Below are 16,653 nucleotides of genomic sequence, written 5' to 3' on the forward strand. Positions count from 1 at the left end.
CTTATCGTCAGTTACAAAAGGACGTATCCAAGGTACTGGCTTGCCTTTATACTACCGCGCGATTGTTTATAAACTGCCCAATCGACTCTTAATGGGAAATATCAGGTGAAGTTCGTAAAGTATTTATTGATCCTTGCAGTGTGTTGCATCTTGCTGGGAGCCGGCTCGATCTATGGTTTATACAAATACATAGAGCCGCAGCTTCCTGACGTTGCCACGCTGAAAGATGTGCGTCTGCAGACGCCAATGCAGGTCTACAGTGCCGATAACGAGCTTATCGCGCAGTACGGAGAAAAACGCCGTATCCCGCTGACCCTGCAACAAATCCCCCCAACGATGGTGAAGGCGTTTATCGCCACCGAAGATAGCCGTTTTTATGAGCATCACGGTGTCGACCCGATCGGTATTTTCCGTGCTGCCAGCATCGCGCTGGTCTCCGGTCATGCCTCACAGGGTGCCAGTACCATTACTCAGCAGCTGGCACGTAACTTCTTCCTCAGCCCGGAAAAAACCCTGCTGCGCAAAATCAAAGAGGTCTTTCTTGCCGTTCGCATCGAACAGATGATGAGCAAAGATGAGATCCTTGAGCTTTACCTGAACAAAATCTACCTCGGCTATCGCGCATACGGCGTGGGTGCTGCGGCTCAGGTTTACTTCGGTAAAAATATCGATCAGCTGTCCCTGAGTGAAATGGCGATGATTGCCGGTCTGCCAAAAGCACCGTCAACTTTCAACCCGCTCTACTCCCATGAACGTGCCGTGCAGCGCCGTAATACGGTTCTGGCACGTATGCTGGACCAGCATTACATCACCCAGGCTCAGTATGACGAGGCGCGTAATACCCCGCTGGTGGCAAACTATCACGCGCCGGAAATTGCCTTCTCTGCCCCGTATCTGACCGAAATGGTGCGCCAGGAGATGGTGAAACAGTACGGTGAAGATGCCTATAACGACGGCTACAAGGTCTATACCACCGTCACCCGCAAGCTGCAGCTGGCGGCGCAAAAGTCAGTTCAGGATAACGTGCTGGCTTACGATATGCGCCACGGCTATCGCGGCCCGGCCAGCGAACTGTGGAAAGCCGGTGAACCGGCCTGGGGCCAGGCGGAAATTCTGAAAACGCTGAAGTCCCTGCCGGTATACGGCCCGCTGTTCCCGGCGGTCGTCACGCAGAGCAACAGCGATTCCGCAACGGTGCAGATGCGCGACGGCAGCACCACGGATCTGAATCTGGATGCCGTACGTTGGGCACGTCCGTTCAAGTCCGATACGTTGCAGGGTGCAACCCCACGTGCCGTGAATCAGGTCCTGCAGCCGGGCCAGCAGATCTGGGTGCGCCATGCGGATAACGGCTGGATGCTGTCGCAGGTGCCTGACGTTAACTCATCGCTGGTCTCACTCGATCCCCATGACGGTTCGGTGCGTGCGCTGGTCGGTGGATTTGATTTCACCCTGAGCAAGTTCAACCGCGCCACCCAGGCACTGCGCCAGGTGGGCTCGAACATCAAACCGTTCCTCTATACGGCGGCGATGGATCGCGGGCTGACGCTGGCGTCGATCCTCAACGACCTGCCGATTTCCCGTTGGGATGCCGGTGCCGGTGCCGACTGGCGTCCCAAGAACTCCCCCAACACCTACGCTGGCCCGATTCGTCTGCGTCAGGGGCTGGGCGAGTCGAAAAACGTGGTGATGGTCCGTGCCATGCGCGCGATGGGCGTTGATTATGCGGCAGAATATCTGCAGCGCTTTGGTTTCCCGGCGCAAAACATTGTCCATACCGAGTCACTGGCGCTGGGTTCAGCATCCTTCACGCCGTTACAAATGGTGCGCGGCTATTCGGTAATGGCCAACGGCGGCTTCCTGGTTGACCCTTACTTCATCACTCGTATTGAAAATGAAGCGGGCGATAAGGTGTTTGAAGCGAAACCAAAAGTAGCCTGCCCGGAGTGCAATCTGCCGGTTATCTACGGTGAAACGCAAAAAGCAGTCGCACTGAGCGAAGACAGCGTGGAAAACGTCGCGGTTTCGCAGGAAGGGAAAACCGATGCCGTACCGCAGCCTCAGCTGGAACAGGTAACGCAGCAGCAGGTTCAGCAGGACGGCGAGCCGCAGTACGCACCGCACGTCATCAATACCCCGCTGTCGTTCCTGATCAAGAGCGCACTGAACTCAAACATCTTTGGTGAACCGGGTTGGATGGGGACCGGCTGGCGTGCCGGACGCGATCTGAAGCGTAACGACATCGGCGGAAAAACCGGGACCACCAACAGTTCGAAGGATGCCTGGTTCTCCGGCTACGGTCCGGGCGTTGTAACGTCGGTATGGATTGGTTTTGACGATCATCGCCGCGATCTGGGCCGTACGACGGCTTCCGGAGCCATCAAAGATCAGATTTCTGGCTATGAAGGCGGAGCGAAGAGTGCCCAACCGGCCTGGGATGAGTATATGCAGTCAGCGCTGGATGGCGTACCGGTACAGCCGCTTACGCCGCCGGAAGGTGTCGTGTCGGTGACCATCGATCGCAGCACCGGCAAGCTGGCCAACGGTGGAGGCAACACCCGCCAGGAGTACTTTATCGACGGTACGCAGCCGACTGAATACTCGGTACATGATGTGGGCACCACGCTGATGGATAATGGCGAAACCCACGAACTGTTCTGACAGATATTAACGCCTTAAAACGAAGAAGCCGGATTAATCCGGCTTCTTTTTTTGGTCAGAACAGAGAGCAGATCGCTGGCGGTCAGTAGCTGAGCCGCCCCTGCTTCACCAGCCATTCCCGCACAAGGAACAGCGCACTGACGTTACGCGCTTCACGAAAATCCGGCTCATCCAGTAAAGCCAGCAGGTTATCCAGCGGCCAACGCAGCTGCGGCAGCGGCTCCGGTTCATCCCCTTCCAGCTTTTCCGGATAAAGGCCCTCGGCCACCACAATATTCATCTTGCTGGAGAAATAGGAGGGAGCCATGGTGAGCTTACCCAGCGTTTCAAGCTGCTGTGCTCCGAAACCGGCTTCTTCTTTCAGCTCGCGATTTGCTGCTTCAAACGGTGTTTCACCTGGATCAATCAGCCCCTTGGGAAAACCCAGTTCATAACTTTCCAGGCCAACGGCATACTCCTGAATCAGGATCAGATGATTGTCGATAATCGGAACAATCATCACCGCTTCGCGGTCGGAGGGACGCATCCGCTCATATACCCGGCGGGCCCCGTTGCTGAAGACCAGATCCACGGCTTCAACGGTAAACAACCGCGAGCGGGCAACGGCCTCAACATTGAGGATTTCAGGTTTCTGTAATTGTCTGGTCATAAGGGCCCCAGGAATAAGCCGAAGATTAAACGTCATCGCCTGCACAAGGCAGAACGCTGACCATATTTACACTATTGTGCGGTAGCCGCATCAGGATGCCAATCATCGCACGGATCATTTTGCTTATTTATAACAAATCATTGTTAATATGAGGAAAATCTTTTAATAAAAGTCAATCTTAGCGGTGGGAAATAGGATTATACCGATTCTTAATACTGCAAATGCCTGGTAAGATTTAGGCAAGGAAAGGCATGCTATTATTTTATCATTATGATTTTAATAACTATTTTTGATTTCACCGCGGATTGTCAGCACAATCTGAGCCCACCGTTATTGGTTTAGATATGACCGAAGCCGTTCGCCAGAACCGTAACAGGAGCACCGTGGCAGGAATGAGGGAAGCATGGGCACACTAGTTAGCATATTGCTTGCCATACTGGCCTGCTCAATTGTAGCGGGTTGTGTATTTTGGTATGCACTACGCCGTCGCTCACCGCTGGCTAAGCCTCTACCATTCTTAAGCCCACCCCAACGTAAGCTGAGCGACGAAGAGCGCGCGGCCGTTGAGCGCTACCTGTCATCTCTGGCCCGCAGCCGTTCCACCATCTTACCTACCGGTGCCAGCAGCGCGCAGGAACAGCTGGTGCTGACTTCACAAAGTAATAACGTCTATCCCGTCACGCGTGCCATCACCCGCTACGGGCTTTCCACGGACGAACCGCATAAGTGGCGCTACTATCTTGATTCGGTTGAAGTTCACCTCCCGCCGCAGTGGGAACAGTACATTACCGACGAAAACTACGTCGAGCTGATCAAAACGCAGACCATCCCACTGGTGATCTCGTTGAACGGGCACCAGCTGACCCAGTACAACTGGGATATGCCCGTTTTACCACCCGCGCTGCGAACAACGACGCCGAATGCCTCCATCCGCAAAGCGGAAAGCGAACAAATTGAACTGCTCAGCGTCCGTAAAGAAAGCCCGGAAGAGTATGCACTCAGCCGTCCGGAAGGCACGCGTGAAGCACTGGTGATTGGCACCGCCCTGCTGCTATTTTTCTTCAGCCTTATCAGCCCCATCATGCTGACACCGTGGCTGGTACTGGCCGGAATAACCATGATACTGGTGAGCGGATGGTTCCTTTACCGTCGCCCTGCCGACAGCGATCTGCGGGAAATACACTGCCTGAGAGGCGCGCCAAAGCGCTGGGGACTGTTCGGTGAATCAAACCAGGGGCAGGCGAGCAATATCTCTTTAGGCAGTATTGATCTGATTTATCCCACGCACTGGCAGGAGTATCTGGCCCAGGACCTGGGGCAAACGACTGAAATTGATATCTACCTTAACCGTCATGTTGTGCGTCAGGGGCGCTTTCTGTCGTTACAGGATGAGGTGCGTAATTTCCCTATACAGCGCTGGCGAAAAAACCTCGTGCTTGCCGGCTGCTCGCTGGGGGTGATGGTGCTGTTGATTGCCCTTATCCCTTTGAGTATGCCGCTTAAACTCAGCATGGCCTGGATTAAAGGCACCGACAGCCTGCAGGTTACCCGGATTGCAGACCTGGAGAAAACCACGCTCCACGTCGGTGACAGCCTGAAGGTTCAGGGGACAGGTATGTGCTCCATCCCTGCGGCCTACCAGGGCAATCGTAGCTACGCTTTCATGCCTTTCGACTGCTCGGCACTCTACTGGAATAACGCTCCGGCCCTGCCTCTGCCGCAGTCGGATATTATCGATAAGGCAACGGCACTGCTGGACACCACGCGCCAGCAGCTCCATCCGCAAACCAGCACTGACCCAAAACTGAATCCGCAGCTGGCGACGGCGATTCAGAAGTCCGGCATGATCCTGCTGGATGATTTTTCAGATATCGTGCTGAAAACTCAGGACCTGTGTAGCCAGAAGCTGGACTGCGTACGGTTGAAAAACGCGCTGGTTAACCTCGGTAATGCCAAAGACTGGACCACGCTGGTGCGCCGTGCCAATTCCGGGGCACTGAGCGGTATGAACGTCCTGCTGCGCCCGGTGAGCGCCGAGGCGCTGGAAAATCTGGTGAATACCGCCACATCCACGTTTTTCTATCGCGAAACGCGCCGCGCCGCGGAGATGCTCAACAGCCCGCCGCCGGGAGGTTTTTTAATCTATAGCGATGAAGGCCGTTCTCTGGTCAGCCACCCGGCACCTTCCGTGTCGCTGTTTGATTATAATGCTCCCGATCAGTGGCCGGAGCTGCAGCGGCTGGCCGGTATGCTGCTGCAAACGCCGTTTACCGCCAACGGCATCGTCACCAATATCTCAACGGATGCCAATGGCACCCGACACATTGCGCTTCACAGCGAACCGAATTCAGTGACTCTGTGGCGCTATCTCGGCACCAGTCTGCTGCTGCTGATCCTGGCGGCAACGGTGACGATCAATCTGCTGCTGGCACTGCGCAGGATGAACCGCAATCGCGTTCGCCTGCAGGAGATCCAGCGTTATTACGATACCTGTCTTAATCACACCCTGAGTAACATCCGCTCCGTGCGGCCAATGTTTTGACCCGCGCATCTGTGCTATTTTTAAGACTGTTTATTTCCATCCTCAACGCATACCAACCTGCAGCTTGAAAGACGCGGGAATGACCCATACATAAGGGGCTTCCCGACAGGAGCAGCGATGAAAGAAAAACCCACAGAAGGGGTCAGACTCGATAAATGGCTCTGGGCTGCGCGTTTTTATAAAACCCGTGCCGTCGCGCGTGAAATGATCGAAGGTGGCAAAGTCCATTACAACGGTCAGCGCAGCAAACCCAGCAAACTGGTAGAAGTGGCCGCAGAGCTGACCCTGCGCCAGGGTAACGATGAACGTACGGTCGTTATTCAGGCGGTCAGCGACAAACGAGGCCCGGCAACGGAAGCACAGCTTCTGTACCGCGAAACGGAACAGAGCATTGAAAAACGGGAAAAAGTGGCGCTGGCGCGAAAAATGAACGCGCTCACCATGCCGCATCCTGACCGGCGACCGGATAAAAAAGAGCGCCGTGACCTGATGAAATTTAAAAATTCTGGCGACGAGTAATCCGCCATTAAGAGAGAAAAATTATGTCCCAGCAAGACCAAATGCATCGTTACCTGTTTGAAAACCACGCCGTGCGTGGTGAACTGGTCACCGCTTCCCAAACCTGGCGCGATATCATCGACGGCCACGATTATCCGCAGCCGGTTCAGCAACTCCTCGGCGAACTGCTGGTGGCGACCAGCCTGCTGACCGCAACGCTGAAATTTGACGGCGATATTACCGTTCAATTACAGGGTGACGGCCCGCTGAATCTGGCAGTGATCAACGGCAATAATCAACAGGAAATGCGCGGCGTAGCCCGCACTCAGGGCGAGATCGCTGAAGGCAGCAGCCTGAAAGAGATGGTCGGTAATGGCTACCTGGTGATTACCATTTCTCCGAAAGAAGGCGAACGCTATCAGGGCGTGGTTGGCCTGGAAGGCGATACGCTTGCTGCCTGCCTGGAAGACTACTTCATGCGTTCTGAGCAGCTGCCAACACGACTGTTTATTCGCACCGGCGAGCACAATGGTTTACCGGGTACCGCAGGTATCCTGCTGCAGGTGCTGCCGGCTCAGGATGCGAGTCTTGATGACTTTAATCACCTCACCACCCTGACCGAAACCATCAAAACTGAAGAGCTGCTCGGCCTGCCGGCCAACGAGGTGCTGTGGCGTCTGTATCACGAGGAAGAGGTGACCGTTTACGATCCGCAAAGCGTGGTCTTCAAATGCTCCTGCTCCCGTGAACGCTGTGGTGAAGTGCTGCTCTCCCTGGCGCAGGATGAAGTGAATCAGATTCTGGAAGAAGATGGCCAGATTGATATGCACTGTGACTACTGCGGCAGCCATTATGTTTATGATTCTGTAGATATTGCGGCAATCCGCAATGGTTCAGCGGGCGAGGTGGAACAGGTTCATTGATTCGCCGCAATGGCTAATAACCCATTGAAATATAAAGGAGCAGCTACGTTAGCTGCTCTTTTTTTTGGCTTTTTTACCTCGTTACATCCAATTTTAAAATCAACTTACAGGCAATCAGCACCGGTACTACGACCGGTTATAAATCAGCATCCGCTGTATTAGTGATGCAATGGCAATAAGATCACTCTACTCACCCGATGTTATCGTTTATTCACAGTTGAGGCTTTAAAAAATCAAACTGCGCTGACATCGGGGAAATAACTTTTTCATCAATACTTACCACCCACAAAGACCCAAAAATCACTCATATAATGCGTTATTCAGCGGTACTTTTCAGTGATTTATGCTCCTGCTCTCATTTCTGCCTTCAGCTCCTTTCCCTCCCGGATGAGAAGAGTAAACTGCGCGCGATCGTGATGGCTCCCCCCTCCCGCATCAGGAACCTGCGGGTTATCACGGTGAAGCAATCGAAATACCCTTACACTTTGCTGTAGTAAAAAAACCGAGATAAGGAGCAGTTATATGCGCACTAACGACCTGACCGGCCTGGACCTCGTCGCTTATGGCATCACTGATACGGTTGAGGTGGTTCATAATCCAGATTATGACACGCTGTTTAAGGAAGAGACCCAACCCGGTTTAACCGGCTTTGAGCGCGGCACGGTCACGCAATCCGGTGCAGTTGCCGTTGATACCGGGATTTTTACCGGCCGTTCGCCGAAAGATAAATATCTGGTCCGTGATGACACCACCCGCGACACGCTGTGGTGGAGCGACGAAGGGAAGGGGAAAAATGACAACCATCCTCTTTCGCCGGAAACCTGGCAGTCGCTGAAATCGTTGGTCTCCCGACAGCTTTCCGGCAAACGCCTGTTCGTGGTGGATACCTGGTGCGGTGCCAATCCGGATACCCGCCTCAGCGTGCGCTTTATTACCGAAGTCGCCTGGCAGGCCCACTTCGTCAAGAACATGTTTATCCGCCCGGATGCCGAAGGGCTGGCTAATTTCGTGCCGGATTTCGTGGTGATGAACGGGGCTAAGTGCACCAACCCGAACTGGCAGCAGCAGGGGCTGAATTCAGAAAACTTTATTGCATTTAACCTGACTGAGAAGATACAGCTGATAGGCGGTACCTGGTACGGTGGCGAAATGAAGAAAGGACTGTTCGCCATCATGAACTATCTGCTGCCGCTGAAGGGGATTGCTTCCATGCACTGCTCGGCCAACGTCGGTGAAAAAGGTGACGTTGCGGTGTTCTTCGGTCTGTCGGGCACAGGTAAAACCACCCTCTCCACCGATCCGCTGCGCAGGCTGATTGGCGATGATGAACACGGCTGGGATGATGACGGCGTGTTTAACTTTGAAGGCGGCTGCTACGCGAAGACCATCAAGCTCTCCGAGCAGGCTGAACCGGAGATCTATCATGCTATCCGCCGCGACGCGCTGCTGGAAAACGTCGTCGTGCGTGCTGACGGTTCGGTAGACTATGACGATGGCAGTAAGACGGAAAACACCCGCGTTTCTTATCCGATTTATCATATCGATAATATCGCCAAGCCCGTTTCAAAAGCGGGCCATGCGAAAAAAGTGATATTCCTCACCGCTGATGCTTTTGGTGTATTGCCGCCGGTATCACGTCTCACGGCCGATCAAACCCAGTACCACTTCCTTTCCGGCTTTACGGCTAAGCTGGCCGGCACCGAGCGCGGTATTACCGAGCCAACGCCAACCTTCTCTGCCTGCTTCGGTGCAGCCTTCCTGACGCTGCATCCCACCCAATATGCTGAGGTGCTGGTAAAAAGAATGGAAGCCGCCGGAGCGCAGGCGTGGCTGGTCAATACCGGCTGGAACGGCAGCGGTAAACGTATTTCGCTGAAGGATACTCGGGCGATTATCAATGCGATTCTGAGCGGTGAGATTGATAAAGCCGATAACGTCACGCTGCCCGTCTTTAATCTGGAAATCCCGCTGTCGCTGCCGGGCGTCGATGCCAGCCTGCTGGACCCACGCCATTCCTGGGGCGGCGAAGCAGAGTGGGAAGCGAAGGCACGCGACCTGGCGCAGCGGTTTATCGATAACTTCGATAAATTTACCGACACCAAAGCCGGTGCAGCGCTGGTGAAAGCGGGACCGAAGCTGTAAAAAAGCAAAAAAATGGACCGCATGGCGGTCCATTTTTTACTCATCAGCTACGATGCTGTGGCAGTCCACCCGCACCGGGAGCAGGAAACTCAGGTAGGGGAAGCCAGGCACGAACCGACAAGCCGCCTTTTTCACTTTTACCAATCTCCAGTCCCCCCTGGTGGGCATCAATAATGCGCTGCACTATCGCCAGGCCCAGCCCGGTGCCGCTGGTACTGCGGGCACTGTCACCCCGTACGAAAGGCTGGAACAAATGCTGAAGCTGATCGGGTTCAATACCCGGACCATCGTCCTCAATCTGGAACCAGGCACGCTGGAGTTCGCGACCTGAACTGACTTTAATCCAGCCGTTACCATACCGCGCAGCGTTGACCACCAGGTTAGCTACCGCACGTTTGATCGCCAGCGGGTTGATATCGACCATCAGTTCGACCGGCATCACCGAGCTTTCAATCTCTCTTTCGTAACCGCTTTCTGCCGCGATAACTTCACCCAGCACGCCGTTAAGATCGGCGTATTCAAACTGCATTTCCTGCCCGGTGCGCAGATAGTCGATAAACTGTTCGATAATCGCATTACACTCTTCGATATCTTTGTTGATCGACTCGGCCAGATAGCCGTCCTGCTCCGACATCATCTCCGTTGCAAGGCGAATACGAGTCAGCGGCGTGCGCAGATCGTGGCTGACACCGGCCATCAGCAGCGTACGGTCATCAGCCAGCTGCTTAACCCCTGCAGCCATCTGATTAAATGCACGCGTGACCGAACGGACTTCAGAAGCACCGTATTCACGCAGCGGTGGCGGGATCACGCCTTTACCCACCTGCAGGGCGGCATGCTCCAGCTCGACGAGGGGTCGGTTTTGTATTCGTATAAACAGCCAGGCACCGCCTATCGCCAGTAACATGATCGCCAGCGTATAGCGGAACAGCGGAGAGAAGTCTCCCTGATGGATTTCAGTCAGCGGCACGCGCACCCAGATATCCGGAGACAGCCAGGTTTTCAGCCAGACAACCGGGGAATTTTTGTTAACTTCAACGCGCACATCGGTCGGGCCGCCCAGCTGCTGCGCCATCTGCTGGCTAAGGAACTCGTAATGCTGCGCCCAGCGTAATCCGCTCTCTTCCGCCGCCGCATTGGTGTACAGCGAAATGCCCAGCTCGCGATAAATCTCACGACGGAACGCAGGCGGGACTTCCAGCTGCGTGCCATCCTCAAGCTGCAACCTGTCGGTCATCAGCATGCGCACTTCGTAAGCCAGCACCTTATTAAACTGCTGCAGGCTCGGCAAAATGGCAAAGTTCAGAACGACCAGATAGGTCGTTACCAGGCTGACAAACAGCAGGGTAACGATCAATAACAGGGTTCGGGCAAATGAACTGCGGGGTGAGAAGCGGATTCGCCTCATGCTTTACTGCCGTCCGGCACGAATACGTAACCCAGGCCCCAAACGGTCTGGATGTAACGCGGGTGCGCAGGATCTTCTTCCACCATACGGCGCAGGCGTGAAATCTGCACGTCGATAGAACGTTCCATCGCGCTGTACTCGCGGCCACGGGCCAGGTTCATCAGTTTGTCGCGTGAAAGCGGCTCACGTGGATGGCTAACCAGCGCCTTCAGCACCGCAAACTCACCGCTGGTCAGCGGCATGGGCTCATCTTCACGGAACATTTCGCGGGTGCCGAGGTTGAGCTTAAACTTGCCGAAGGCGATAACCGCTTCTTCCTGAGATGGCGCACCCGGCAGCTCGTTAGCCTGACGGCGTAACACGGCACGAATACGGGCCAGCAGCTCACGCGGGTTAAACGGTTTTGGAATATAGTCATCGGCACCGATTTCCAGGCCAACGATACGATCCACTTCTTCGCCTTTAGCCGTCACCATAATGATCGGCATCGGGTTGCTCTGACTGCGCAGACGGCGGCAGATAGATAATCCATCTTCACCAGGTAGCATCAGGTCCAGCACCATCAGATGGAAGGATTCACGGGTCAGCAAGCGATCCATCTGCTCGGCATTCGCTACGCTGCGCACCTGGAAGCCCTGCTCGGTTAAATAACGCTCCAGCAACGCACGCAAACGCATGTCGTCATCTACTACCAGAATTTTGTAGTTCTCTTGCATTTCGATACTCCCAAGGCGCTATTGCCTGAAGCTGATATTTTCAAAAAATAAGCCTGAATGTAACAGCCAATAATGGTTTATATTGTAGCTGAAATTGTTACAAAGCATATTAAACAGTAGGTTATCCTTAAAATTCATCGCTAAACGCGCTACCGATCACGTACGTAAATAAAAAATTCTTAGCGCAAACAGCGGCTAAAGTGCTCATCCCTCAGATGATTCGCTATTTCGAATCATGCTACCGCAGGTTTACATTACCGGGCATTAAAGCTTGTCTTCTGTCTCGCTACTGTTACCATCAATAATGATTCTCATTAACATTCAATGATGTCACCGCAGCCCCTCCTCCGTGCTGACGCCAGGGCTGAATTTATTCTGATAATTGTCAATTCATTTCACATTGGGAAAGAGTCAATGGCGGGTACTGCAAGGCGTTTTTTTCGTGTAAAACGGCATAACCCCGCCGCACTCAAGGAACTGAAAGCGCTGTCAATTCCCGAAAGCTGGGCGCGAATCATGCAGGTGGATCATCCGCGGGAAGGGGTCAATATTTGCTGCATGAACGGACGACCCGATGCGCCATGGACTTTCCCGGTCGAAGGTGGCGCATCGTTTTCAATGAGTATTTTGCAAAAAGGCTGCATTGAAGCGGGTTTTGACAATGGTGAGCGGTTCCGTCTTGAAGGCGGTTACGTCAGCCTGACTGCCACCGGAGAACACCTCTCCGGCTGGGATACTTTTACTGCCGAACAGGGATTTCGCCTGGTGAATATTCATCTTACGCCGGAGGCACTTTGCGGCCTGACCGGGCTGAACATGGATGATGTGCAAAGGTATATGAAATCCGCAATCGGCGTAATGCCGCATATCAATGCCAGTGTCGCGATGATGCCGATTTTTAGCAGTCTGCAAAGGCTGGCCGCCGAGATCGCCCAATGTAGCTATCTGGACAGCAAAGCGAGAAACGTCTTTCTCTGCGCTAAAGTCTGCGAGGCGATTGCCGCGATGCTGGACACCTGTTCCCGTGAGCAGGGCAGTGCCTCAACCCTGAAGGCGGTTCCGTCCGATCGCCTGCGACTACTACAGGCGCGCGCCATGCTGGAAGATCGTCATCATGAATCATGGAGCGTGCAGTCCCTGGCCCAGGCCGTTGGGCTGAATGAAAAACGACTGCAGGCAGGTTTTAACGCGCTTTACGGCAGCACTGTGCACGAATCTCTGACCCGAATCCGCCTTGACGTTGCGCTGGCAATGCTCTCTTCCGGTGCTAACGTGACGGATACTGCCCAGGCGGTGGGCTTTGCCAACGTCAGCCACTTCAGCAAAGTGTTTCGCAACACCTTTGGCATCTCCCCTAAGCGCTGGGTCCACGGCCACCGCGCCACGGAATAATCCCGATCTAACCCCGATTTCCTACAGAATAATCCCCACATTCCCGCATCACGGCGTAAGCAACATGTAAAAATGTTGCCGGATTAGACAACTTTTGTCTGAAATGCGGTAGCAGCGATTTTCGCCTTCCCCTAGCATCCTGGCTTCGGCAAAAAATGTGCGAGTCAATTACGAAATAATTCTAATTATCACTATCACTCGCATTTCTATAACCATGCAAAAGGTTATTCCTCTTCCTAACAGGCTGATAAAGACATGACTCGGGATCGTAAAGGGGCCAAAGACGGCGGCACTCTCACCAAAATCACCTTTCTTACTCTGATTTCATTATCCGGCGGGCAGGCGCTGGCACAGCAAACCACCGCAGATAGCTCAGCAGAATCGCCTGCAAAGCCTGCCACATCGGTGCCTGCGGATACCCTGACCGTGACCGAAAGCACCCCGGCTCCCCTGCCGCCTAAAAGCGGGATAAACGCCGGAGCCAGCAGAAAAGATATTGAGCGCCGCAATGCCAGCCATCTGAGCGACATCGTGGACCAAATCTCCGGGACCTCGATGAACAGTCTGTATGCACGCCCCGATGTGTCTATAGGTATTCAGGGCGTTGCCGGTTTTGGTCGCGTCTCCCAGCAGTTGGAAGGGGTCTCACAGAACTTTACCGCTTTCACCAAAGACATCGGCCAGACCGGCTCGATCTACGTGGAGCCGCTGTTCCTGCAGTCCATCGATGTCAGCCGCGGCGTCAACACCTCAACCAGTACTCTGGGCAGTCTTGGCGGCAGCGTGAACTTCCGCTATCTGGATATGGATGACGTGTTGCGCCCGGGTAAAAATCTGGGTGGCCTGGTACGGGGTTCCACCGGCTTCAGCCAGTACGGTAACGGACAGGAACCCTCCGGAGCGGCTTTCCTCGCCGGGCGCGATGAAAACTGGGACGTACTGTTGGGGGTATCCCGCAGTAAAAACGACGCCTACCGCATCGGCAGCCATTTTAATCAGGGCGCAATGTTGAATGGCTTTCACGCTACCAACATGCAGTTCTCTGACGATCAAAACAATACCTATTATTCTGCAGAAAACTGCCGCTACGGTAGCATCAACGGTATTTCAGGCGGCTATCAGGACGGCCTGAGCAACTGCATGCTTACCCCGCAGCGCCTGCAATGGTTACAGCAGGCGGCCAAATCCGGCGCATTAAAAGGCACCGAGCGCAAAGCCGATTCACAGATGCTGAGGCTGCGCCATTTCTTCAATGATGAGGCCACCCAAAGTCTGGAACTGTTCGCCTCCGCCAGCCATTCCCGCTATGAAAGCGATCAGCAGCCGAACGTGAAAGCGCTGAATGACGGTACGGAAGCGGAATGGGGCAGTAGCCCCTGGTCGGTAAAAAACGATCTCGACAGCCGGATGCTCAGCCTGAAGTATCAGGCGGCGTTCACCGATCTGTTCAATCCAAGCGTGCAGATTTATCACGAACAGCAGCGGCGTAAACAGGGGTGGCTGGGATCGGCAGGCTCATACGCTTATAACCAGGACATGCACTACAACGTTGATAACAAGTCCAACGGCATCAAACTGGCCAACAGCAGCCATTTCAGCCTGCCGGTTGTCGGGGACTGGCGGCTGGATAGCGGCGTGGAGTACCGCAGCGAAAAGAAAAAGGTCGACGCCTTCACCGAAGAGGATGCGTTACACAAGCAGTATCTGAGCTGGGGCTACGACTACCCGATCCCAAAGTGGGATAACGATTCCCGCACCACCACCAAAAGCCTTGCACTGGCGCTAAGCACCGATGATAACGGCCCGCTGCAAATTAGCGCAGGGGTGGGCTATCAGCGGGTGGATATGACGATCTACGATCCCCACTATCGCAGCGGTAACACCAGCAAGGCTGGCACGATCGCCAGTTTCGGTACATTGATCGACGGTTATGTTGGGCAGGGTTATGACTACAATCAAGCCTACGATCTGGCTTTTCAGGATCTCAGCGCCCAAACCAATGACCTGAAGATTGATCCAGAAGAAGGCACCACGCGCTGGGTCACCGATAATCAGAAACAGCATTACAACCTGAAATCCGGCAACCTCGCGGTGCAGTATACCCTTGCGGATACCGGGCTGACCCCTTACGCCTCACTGGGCTACAGTGAGCGCGCCCCCACCAGCAGTGAAATGTATGTTTCCGGAGTCTGGATGCGGCAGGCATTTCTGGTTAATCCCGACCTGAAACCGGAAAAAAACCTGTCGTTACAGCTGGGCGTCAATTATCACCGCCCTGCGCTGTTTATCGCTTCGGATGAGTTTACCGCCGGCGTGGGCTTCTATCGCAACCGGATCAAAAACTATATCGGCTACGGCCCGCTATGGATGCGCGATGATGTTATCGGGGAAAGTGGCGGCAGCACAGGCCAGAGCGTCGGTAACGTGAATAACCTCAACGCCGTGATCCGCCAGGGTTTTGAATTTAATCTGGCGTATAAACAACCGCTGTTCTACATCCGCAGCAATTTGACGGTTCCACTTCGCCACGACAATAAGATGTGCAGCGCGAATTCGCCAAGCGGAAGTTATTATCATCAGAGCTATAACGAAGCGGGTGACACCATCTATACCCAGGGCGGCGGCAACGGCGGGTCGCAGTGCTATTCCGGCTGGAACTGGATGGAAACCAGCCTGATCGAGCCAGTGCGGGGCAGTATCACCGCCGCAATCACCCCATATCACGGTAAGTTAGAGCTGGGAACCACCCTGCAATATCGCGGTAAACAGCGCGCTTCCTACTGGTATGTCAAAGATGCGCAGGCCGGTCCTTATGCGGAGCAAAATTCTCAGCTGCCGCTACCCGATGGCGACGGCTGGCTCACCGCCAACCTGTGGCCAAAAACCATTAAAGTCGATCTGTTTGCCAACTACCAGGCCACGGAAGATTTGAAGCTGGGAGTATACCTGGCCAACCTGACCGACCAGATGGACGGCACCCCGACCAGCATGGGCTACAACTTCTACCCGGGCCGCACGTTAACGGCGAATATGGAGTATCGCTTCTGATCGCATGGCCGGGTGGATTCCCGGCCTGATTCTTTTTTGGGGAGACCCATCTCCCCGCTGCTTTCTCATCATCCTGTGGGTTGCATCCCCGCCTCATCTCATCACAAAATAGCGTTTTCTCTGGTTACGGCATGGGTTAACGATGAAAACCAAACTGATCACCCGCGGCGGCTACAACCTGCTGAAGCAGGAACTGGACTACCTGTGGCGTGAAGAACGCCCGGAAGTGACAAAAAAAGTCACCTGGGCTGCCAGCCTCGGCGACCGCAGCGAAAACGCCGACTACCAGTACAATAAAAAGCGCCTGCGTGAAATCGACCGCCGGGTGCGCTATCTGACCAAGTGCCTGGAGCAGCTGCGCATTGTCGATTATTCCCCGCAGCAGGATGGCAAAGTCTTTTTCGGCGCCTGGGTTGAGGTGGAAAACGACGACGGCGACATCAAGCGCTTTCGCATCGTCGGCTACGACGAAATCTTCGGGCGCAACGACTATATCTCTATCGACTCGCCGATGGCCCGTGCGCTACTGAAAAAAGAAGTGGGCGATGCCGCCACCGTGCATACCCCGGTAGGTGACGCGCTGTGGTACGTGAACGATATCAGCTATATAGAAGAGTCCTAATTACGCGGCGATAACCGGTTGCATCACGATTACACCGCCTCAGGGTTGGCAT

The 16,653-nt window shown here is 54.4% G+C and carries 11 protein-coding genes; 8 read left to right on the forward strand and 3 right to left on the reverse strand.

The window, feature by feature from the left end:
* The first annotated feature begins 105 nt into the window (after positions 1 to 105).
* A complete protein-coding gene (gene mrcA, locus JOE09_RS24410) occupies positions 106 to 2,661 on the forward strand; it encodes a peptidoglycan glycosyltransferase/peptidoglycan DD-transpeptidase MrcA (protein WP_205067662.1) in 2,556 nt (851 codons plus the stop codon).
* Positions 2,662 to 2,743: 82 nt separating this feature from the next.
* Here mrcA and nudE read toward each other — a convergent pair whose 3' ends face one another.
* Complete coding sequence (nudE, locus tag JOE09_RS24415) at positions 2,744 to 3,310, reverse strand: ADP compounds hydrolase NudE (RefSeq protein WP_205067663.1); 567 nt, start codon at positions 3,308 to 3,310, stop codon at positions 2,744 to 2,746.
* A gap of 403 nt (positions 3,311 to 3,713) precedes the next feature.
* Between nudE and JOE09_RS24420 the strand changes: the two genes are divergently transcribed.
* From JOE09_RS24420 to pckA, 4 genes are all read left to right on the forward strand, one after another.
* Positions 3,714 to 5,852, forward strand: a complete 2,139-nt coding sequence (locus JOE09_RS24420) for an intracellular growth attenuator family protein (protein WP_205067664.1) — start codon at positions 3,714 to 3,716, stop codon at positions 5,850 to 5,852.
* Between the two features lie 117 nt (positions 5,853 to 5,969).
* Positions 5,970 to 6,371, forward strand: a complete 402-nt coding sequence (hslR, locus tag JOE09_RS24425) for a ribosome-associated heat shock protein Hsp15 (protein WP_105594048.1) — start codon at positions 5,970 to 5,972, stop codon at positions 6,369 to 6,371.
* 23 nt (positions 6,372 to 6,394) lie between these two features.
* Positions 6,395 to 7,273: an Hsp33 family molecular chaperone HslO gene (gene hslO, locus JOE09_RS24430; protein WP_205067665.1), complete on the forward strand. Its 879-nt coding sequence runs from the start codon at positions 6,395 to 6,397 to the stop codon at positions 7,271 to 7,273.
* A 522-nt stretch (positions 7,274 to 7,795) separates the two neighbouring features.
* Positions 7,796 to 9,415 carry a phosphoenolpyruvate carboxykinase (ATP) gene (gene pckA, locus JOE09_RS24435; RefSeq protein ID WP_205067666.1) on the forward strand — a complete coding sequence of 540 codons (1,620 nt, stop codon included), beginning with the start codon at positions 7,796 to 7,798 and terminating at the stop codon, positions 9,413 to 9,415.
* Positions 9,416 to 9,458: 43 nt separating this feature from the next.
* Here pckA and envZ read toward each other — a convergent pair whose 3' ends face one another.
* Both envZ and ompR read right to left on the reverse strand, forming a co-directional pair.
* The gene (envZ, locus tag JOE09_RS24440) at positions 9,459 to 10,823 is read right to left on the reverse strand and encodes a two-component system sensor histidine kinase EnvZ (protein ID WP_105594053.1); all 1,365 of its coding nucleotides are present in this window, start codon (positions 10,821 to 10,823) and stop codon (positions 9,459 to 9,461) included.
* Positions 10,820 to 11,539 (reverse strand): osmolarity response regulator transcription factor OmpR, encoded by a 720-nt coding sequence (gene ompR, locus JOE09_RS24445; RefSeq protein ID WP_001157751.1) that lies wholly within the window; start codon positions 11,537 to 11,539, stop codon positions 10,820 to 10,822. Before ompR ends, envZ begins: the two co-directional genes overlap by 4 nt.
* Positions 11,540 to 11,953: 414 nt before the next feature.
* Here ompR and JOE09_RS24450 point away from each other — a divergent pair, with 414 nt between their 5' ends.
* The 3 genes from JOE09_RS24450 (at position 11,954) to greB (ending at position 16,601) form a co-directional block, all read left to right on the forward strand.
* On the forward strand, positions 11,954 to 12,931 hold the full coding sequence (locus JOE09_RS24450; RefSeq protein WP_105594054.1) for a helix-turn-helix transcriptional regulator: 978 nt from the start codon (positions 11,954 to 11,956) through the stop codon (positions 12,929 to 12,931).
* A 255-nt stretch (positions 12,932 to 13,186) separates the two neighbouring features.
* Positions 13,187 to 15,979: a TonB-dependent receptor domain-containing protein gene (locus tag JOE09_RS24455; RefSeq protein WP_205067667.1), complete on the forward strand. Its 2,793-nt coding sequence runs from the start codon at positions 13,187 to 13,189 to the stop codon at positions 15,977 to 15,979.
* Between the two features lie 142 nt (positions 15,980 to 16,121).
* The gene (greB, locus tag JOE09_RS24460) at positions 16,122 to 16,601 is read left to right on the forward strand and encodes a transcription elongation factor GreB (RefSeq protein ID WP_105594056.1); all 480 of its coding nucleotides are present in this window, start codon (positions 16,122 to 16,124) and stop codon (positions 16,599 to 16,601) included.
* Positions 16,602 to 16,653: the final 52 nt, after the last annotated feature.

Origin of the sequence: Pantoea coffeiphila, from assembly GCF_016909495.1 — a bacterium.
Lineage (GTDB): Bacteria > Pseudomonadota > Gammaproteobacteria > Enterobacterales > Enterobacteriaceae > Erwinia > Erwinia coffeiphila.

What these genes read in the sequence shown, in the direction of transcription:
- JOE09_RS24420 (WP_205067664.1), top strand. Translation starts at nt 3,714, where the DNA reads ATGGGCACACTAGTTAGCATATTGCTTGCCATACTGGCCTGCTCAATT.
- JOE09_RS24455 (WP_205067667.1), top strand. Translation starts at nt 13,187, where the DNA reads ATGACTCGGGATCGTAAAGGGGCCAAAGACGGCGGCACTCTCACCAAA.
- hslR (WP_105594048.1), top strand. Translation starts at nt 5,970, where the DNA reads ATGAAAGAAAAACCCACAGAAGGGGTCAGACTCGATAAATGGCTCTGG.
- JOE09_RS24450 (WP_105594054.1), top strand. Translation starts at nt 11,954, where the DNA reads ATGGCGGGTACTGCAAGGCGTTTTTTTCGTGTAAAACGGCATAACCCC.
- hslO (WP_205067665.1), top strand. Translation starts at nt 6,395, where the DNA reads ATGTCCCAGCAAGACCAAATGCATCGTTACCTGTTTGAAAACCACGCC.
- pckA (WP_205067666.1), top strand. Translation starts at nt 7,796, where the DNA reads ATGCGCACTAACGACCTGACCGGCCTGGACCTCGTCGCTTATGGCATC.
- nudE (WP_205067663.1), bottom strand. Translation starts at nt 3,310, where the DNA reads ATGACCAGACAATTACAGAAACCTGAAATCCTCAATGTTGAGGCCGTT.
- envZ (WP_105594053.1), bottom strand. Translation starts at nt 10,823, where the DNA reads ATGAGGCGAATCCGCTTCTCACCCCGCAGTTCATTTGCCCGAACCCTG.
- greB (WP_105594056.1), top strand. Translation starts at nt 16,122, where the DNA reads ATGAAAACCAAACTGATCACCCGCGGCGGCTACAACCTGCTGAAGCAG.
- ompR (WP_001157751.1), bottom strand. Translation starts at nt 11,539, where the DNA reads ATGCAAGAGAACTACAAAATTCTGGTAGTAGATGACGACATGCGTTTG.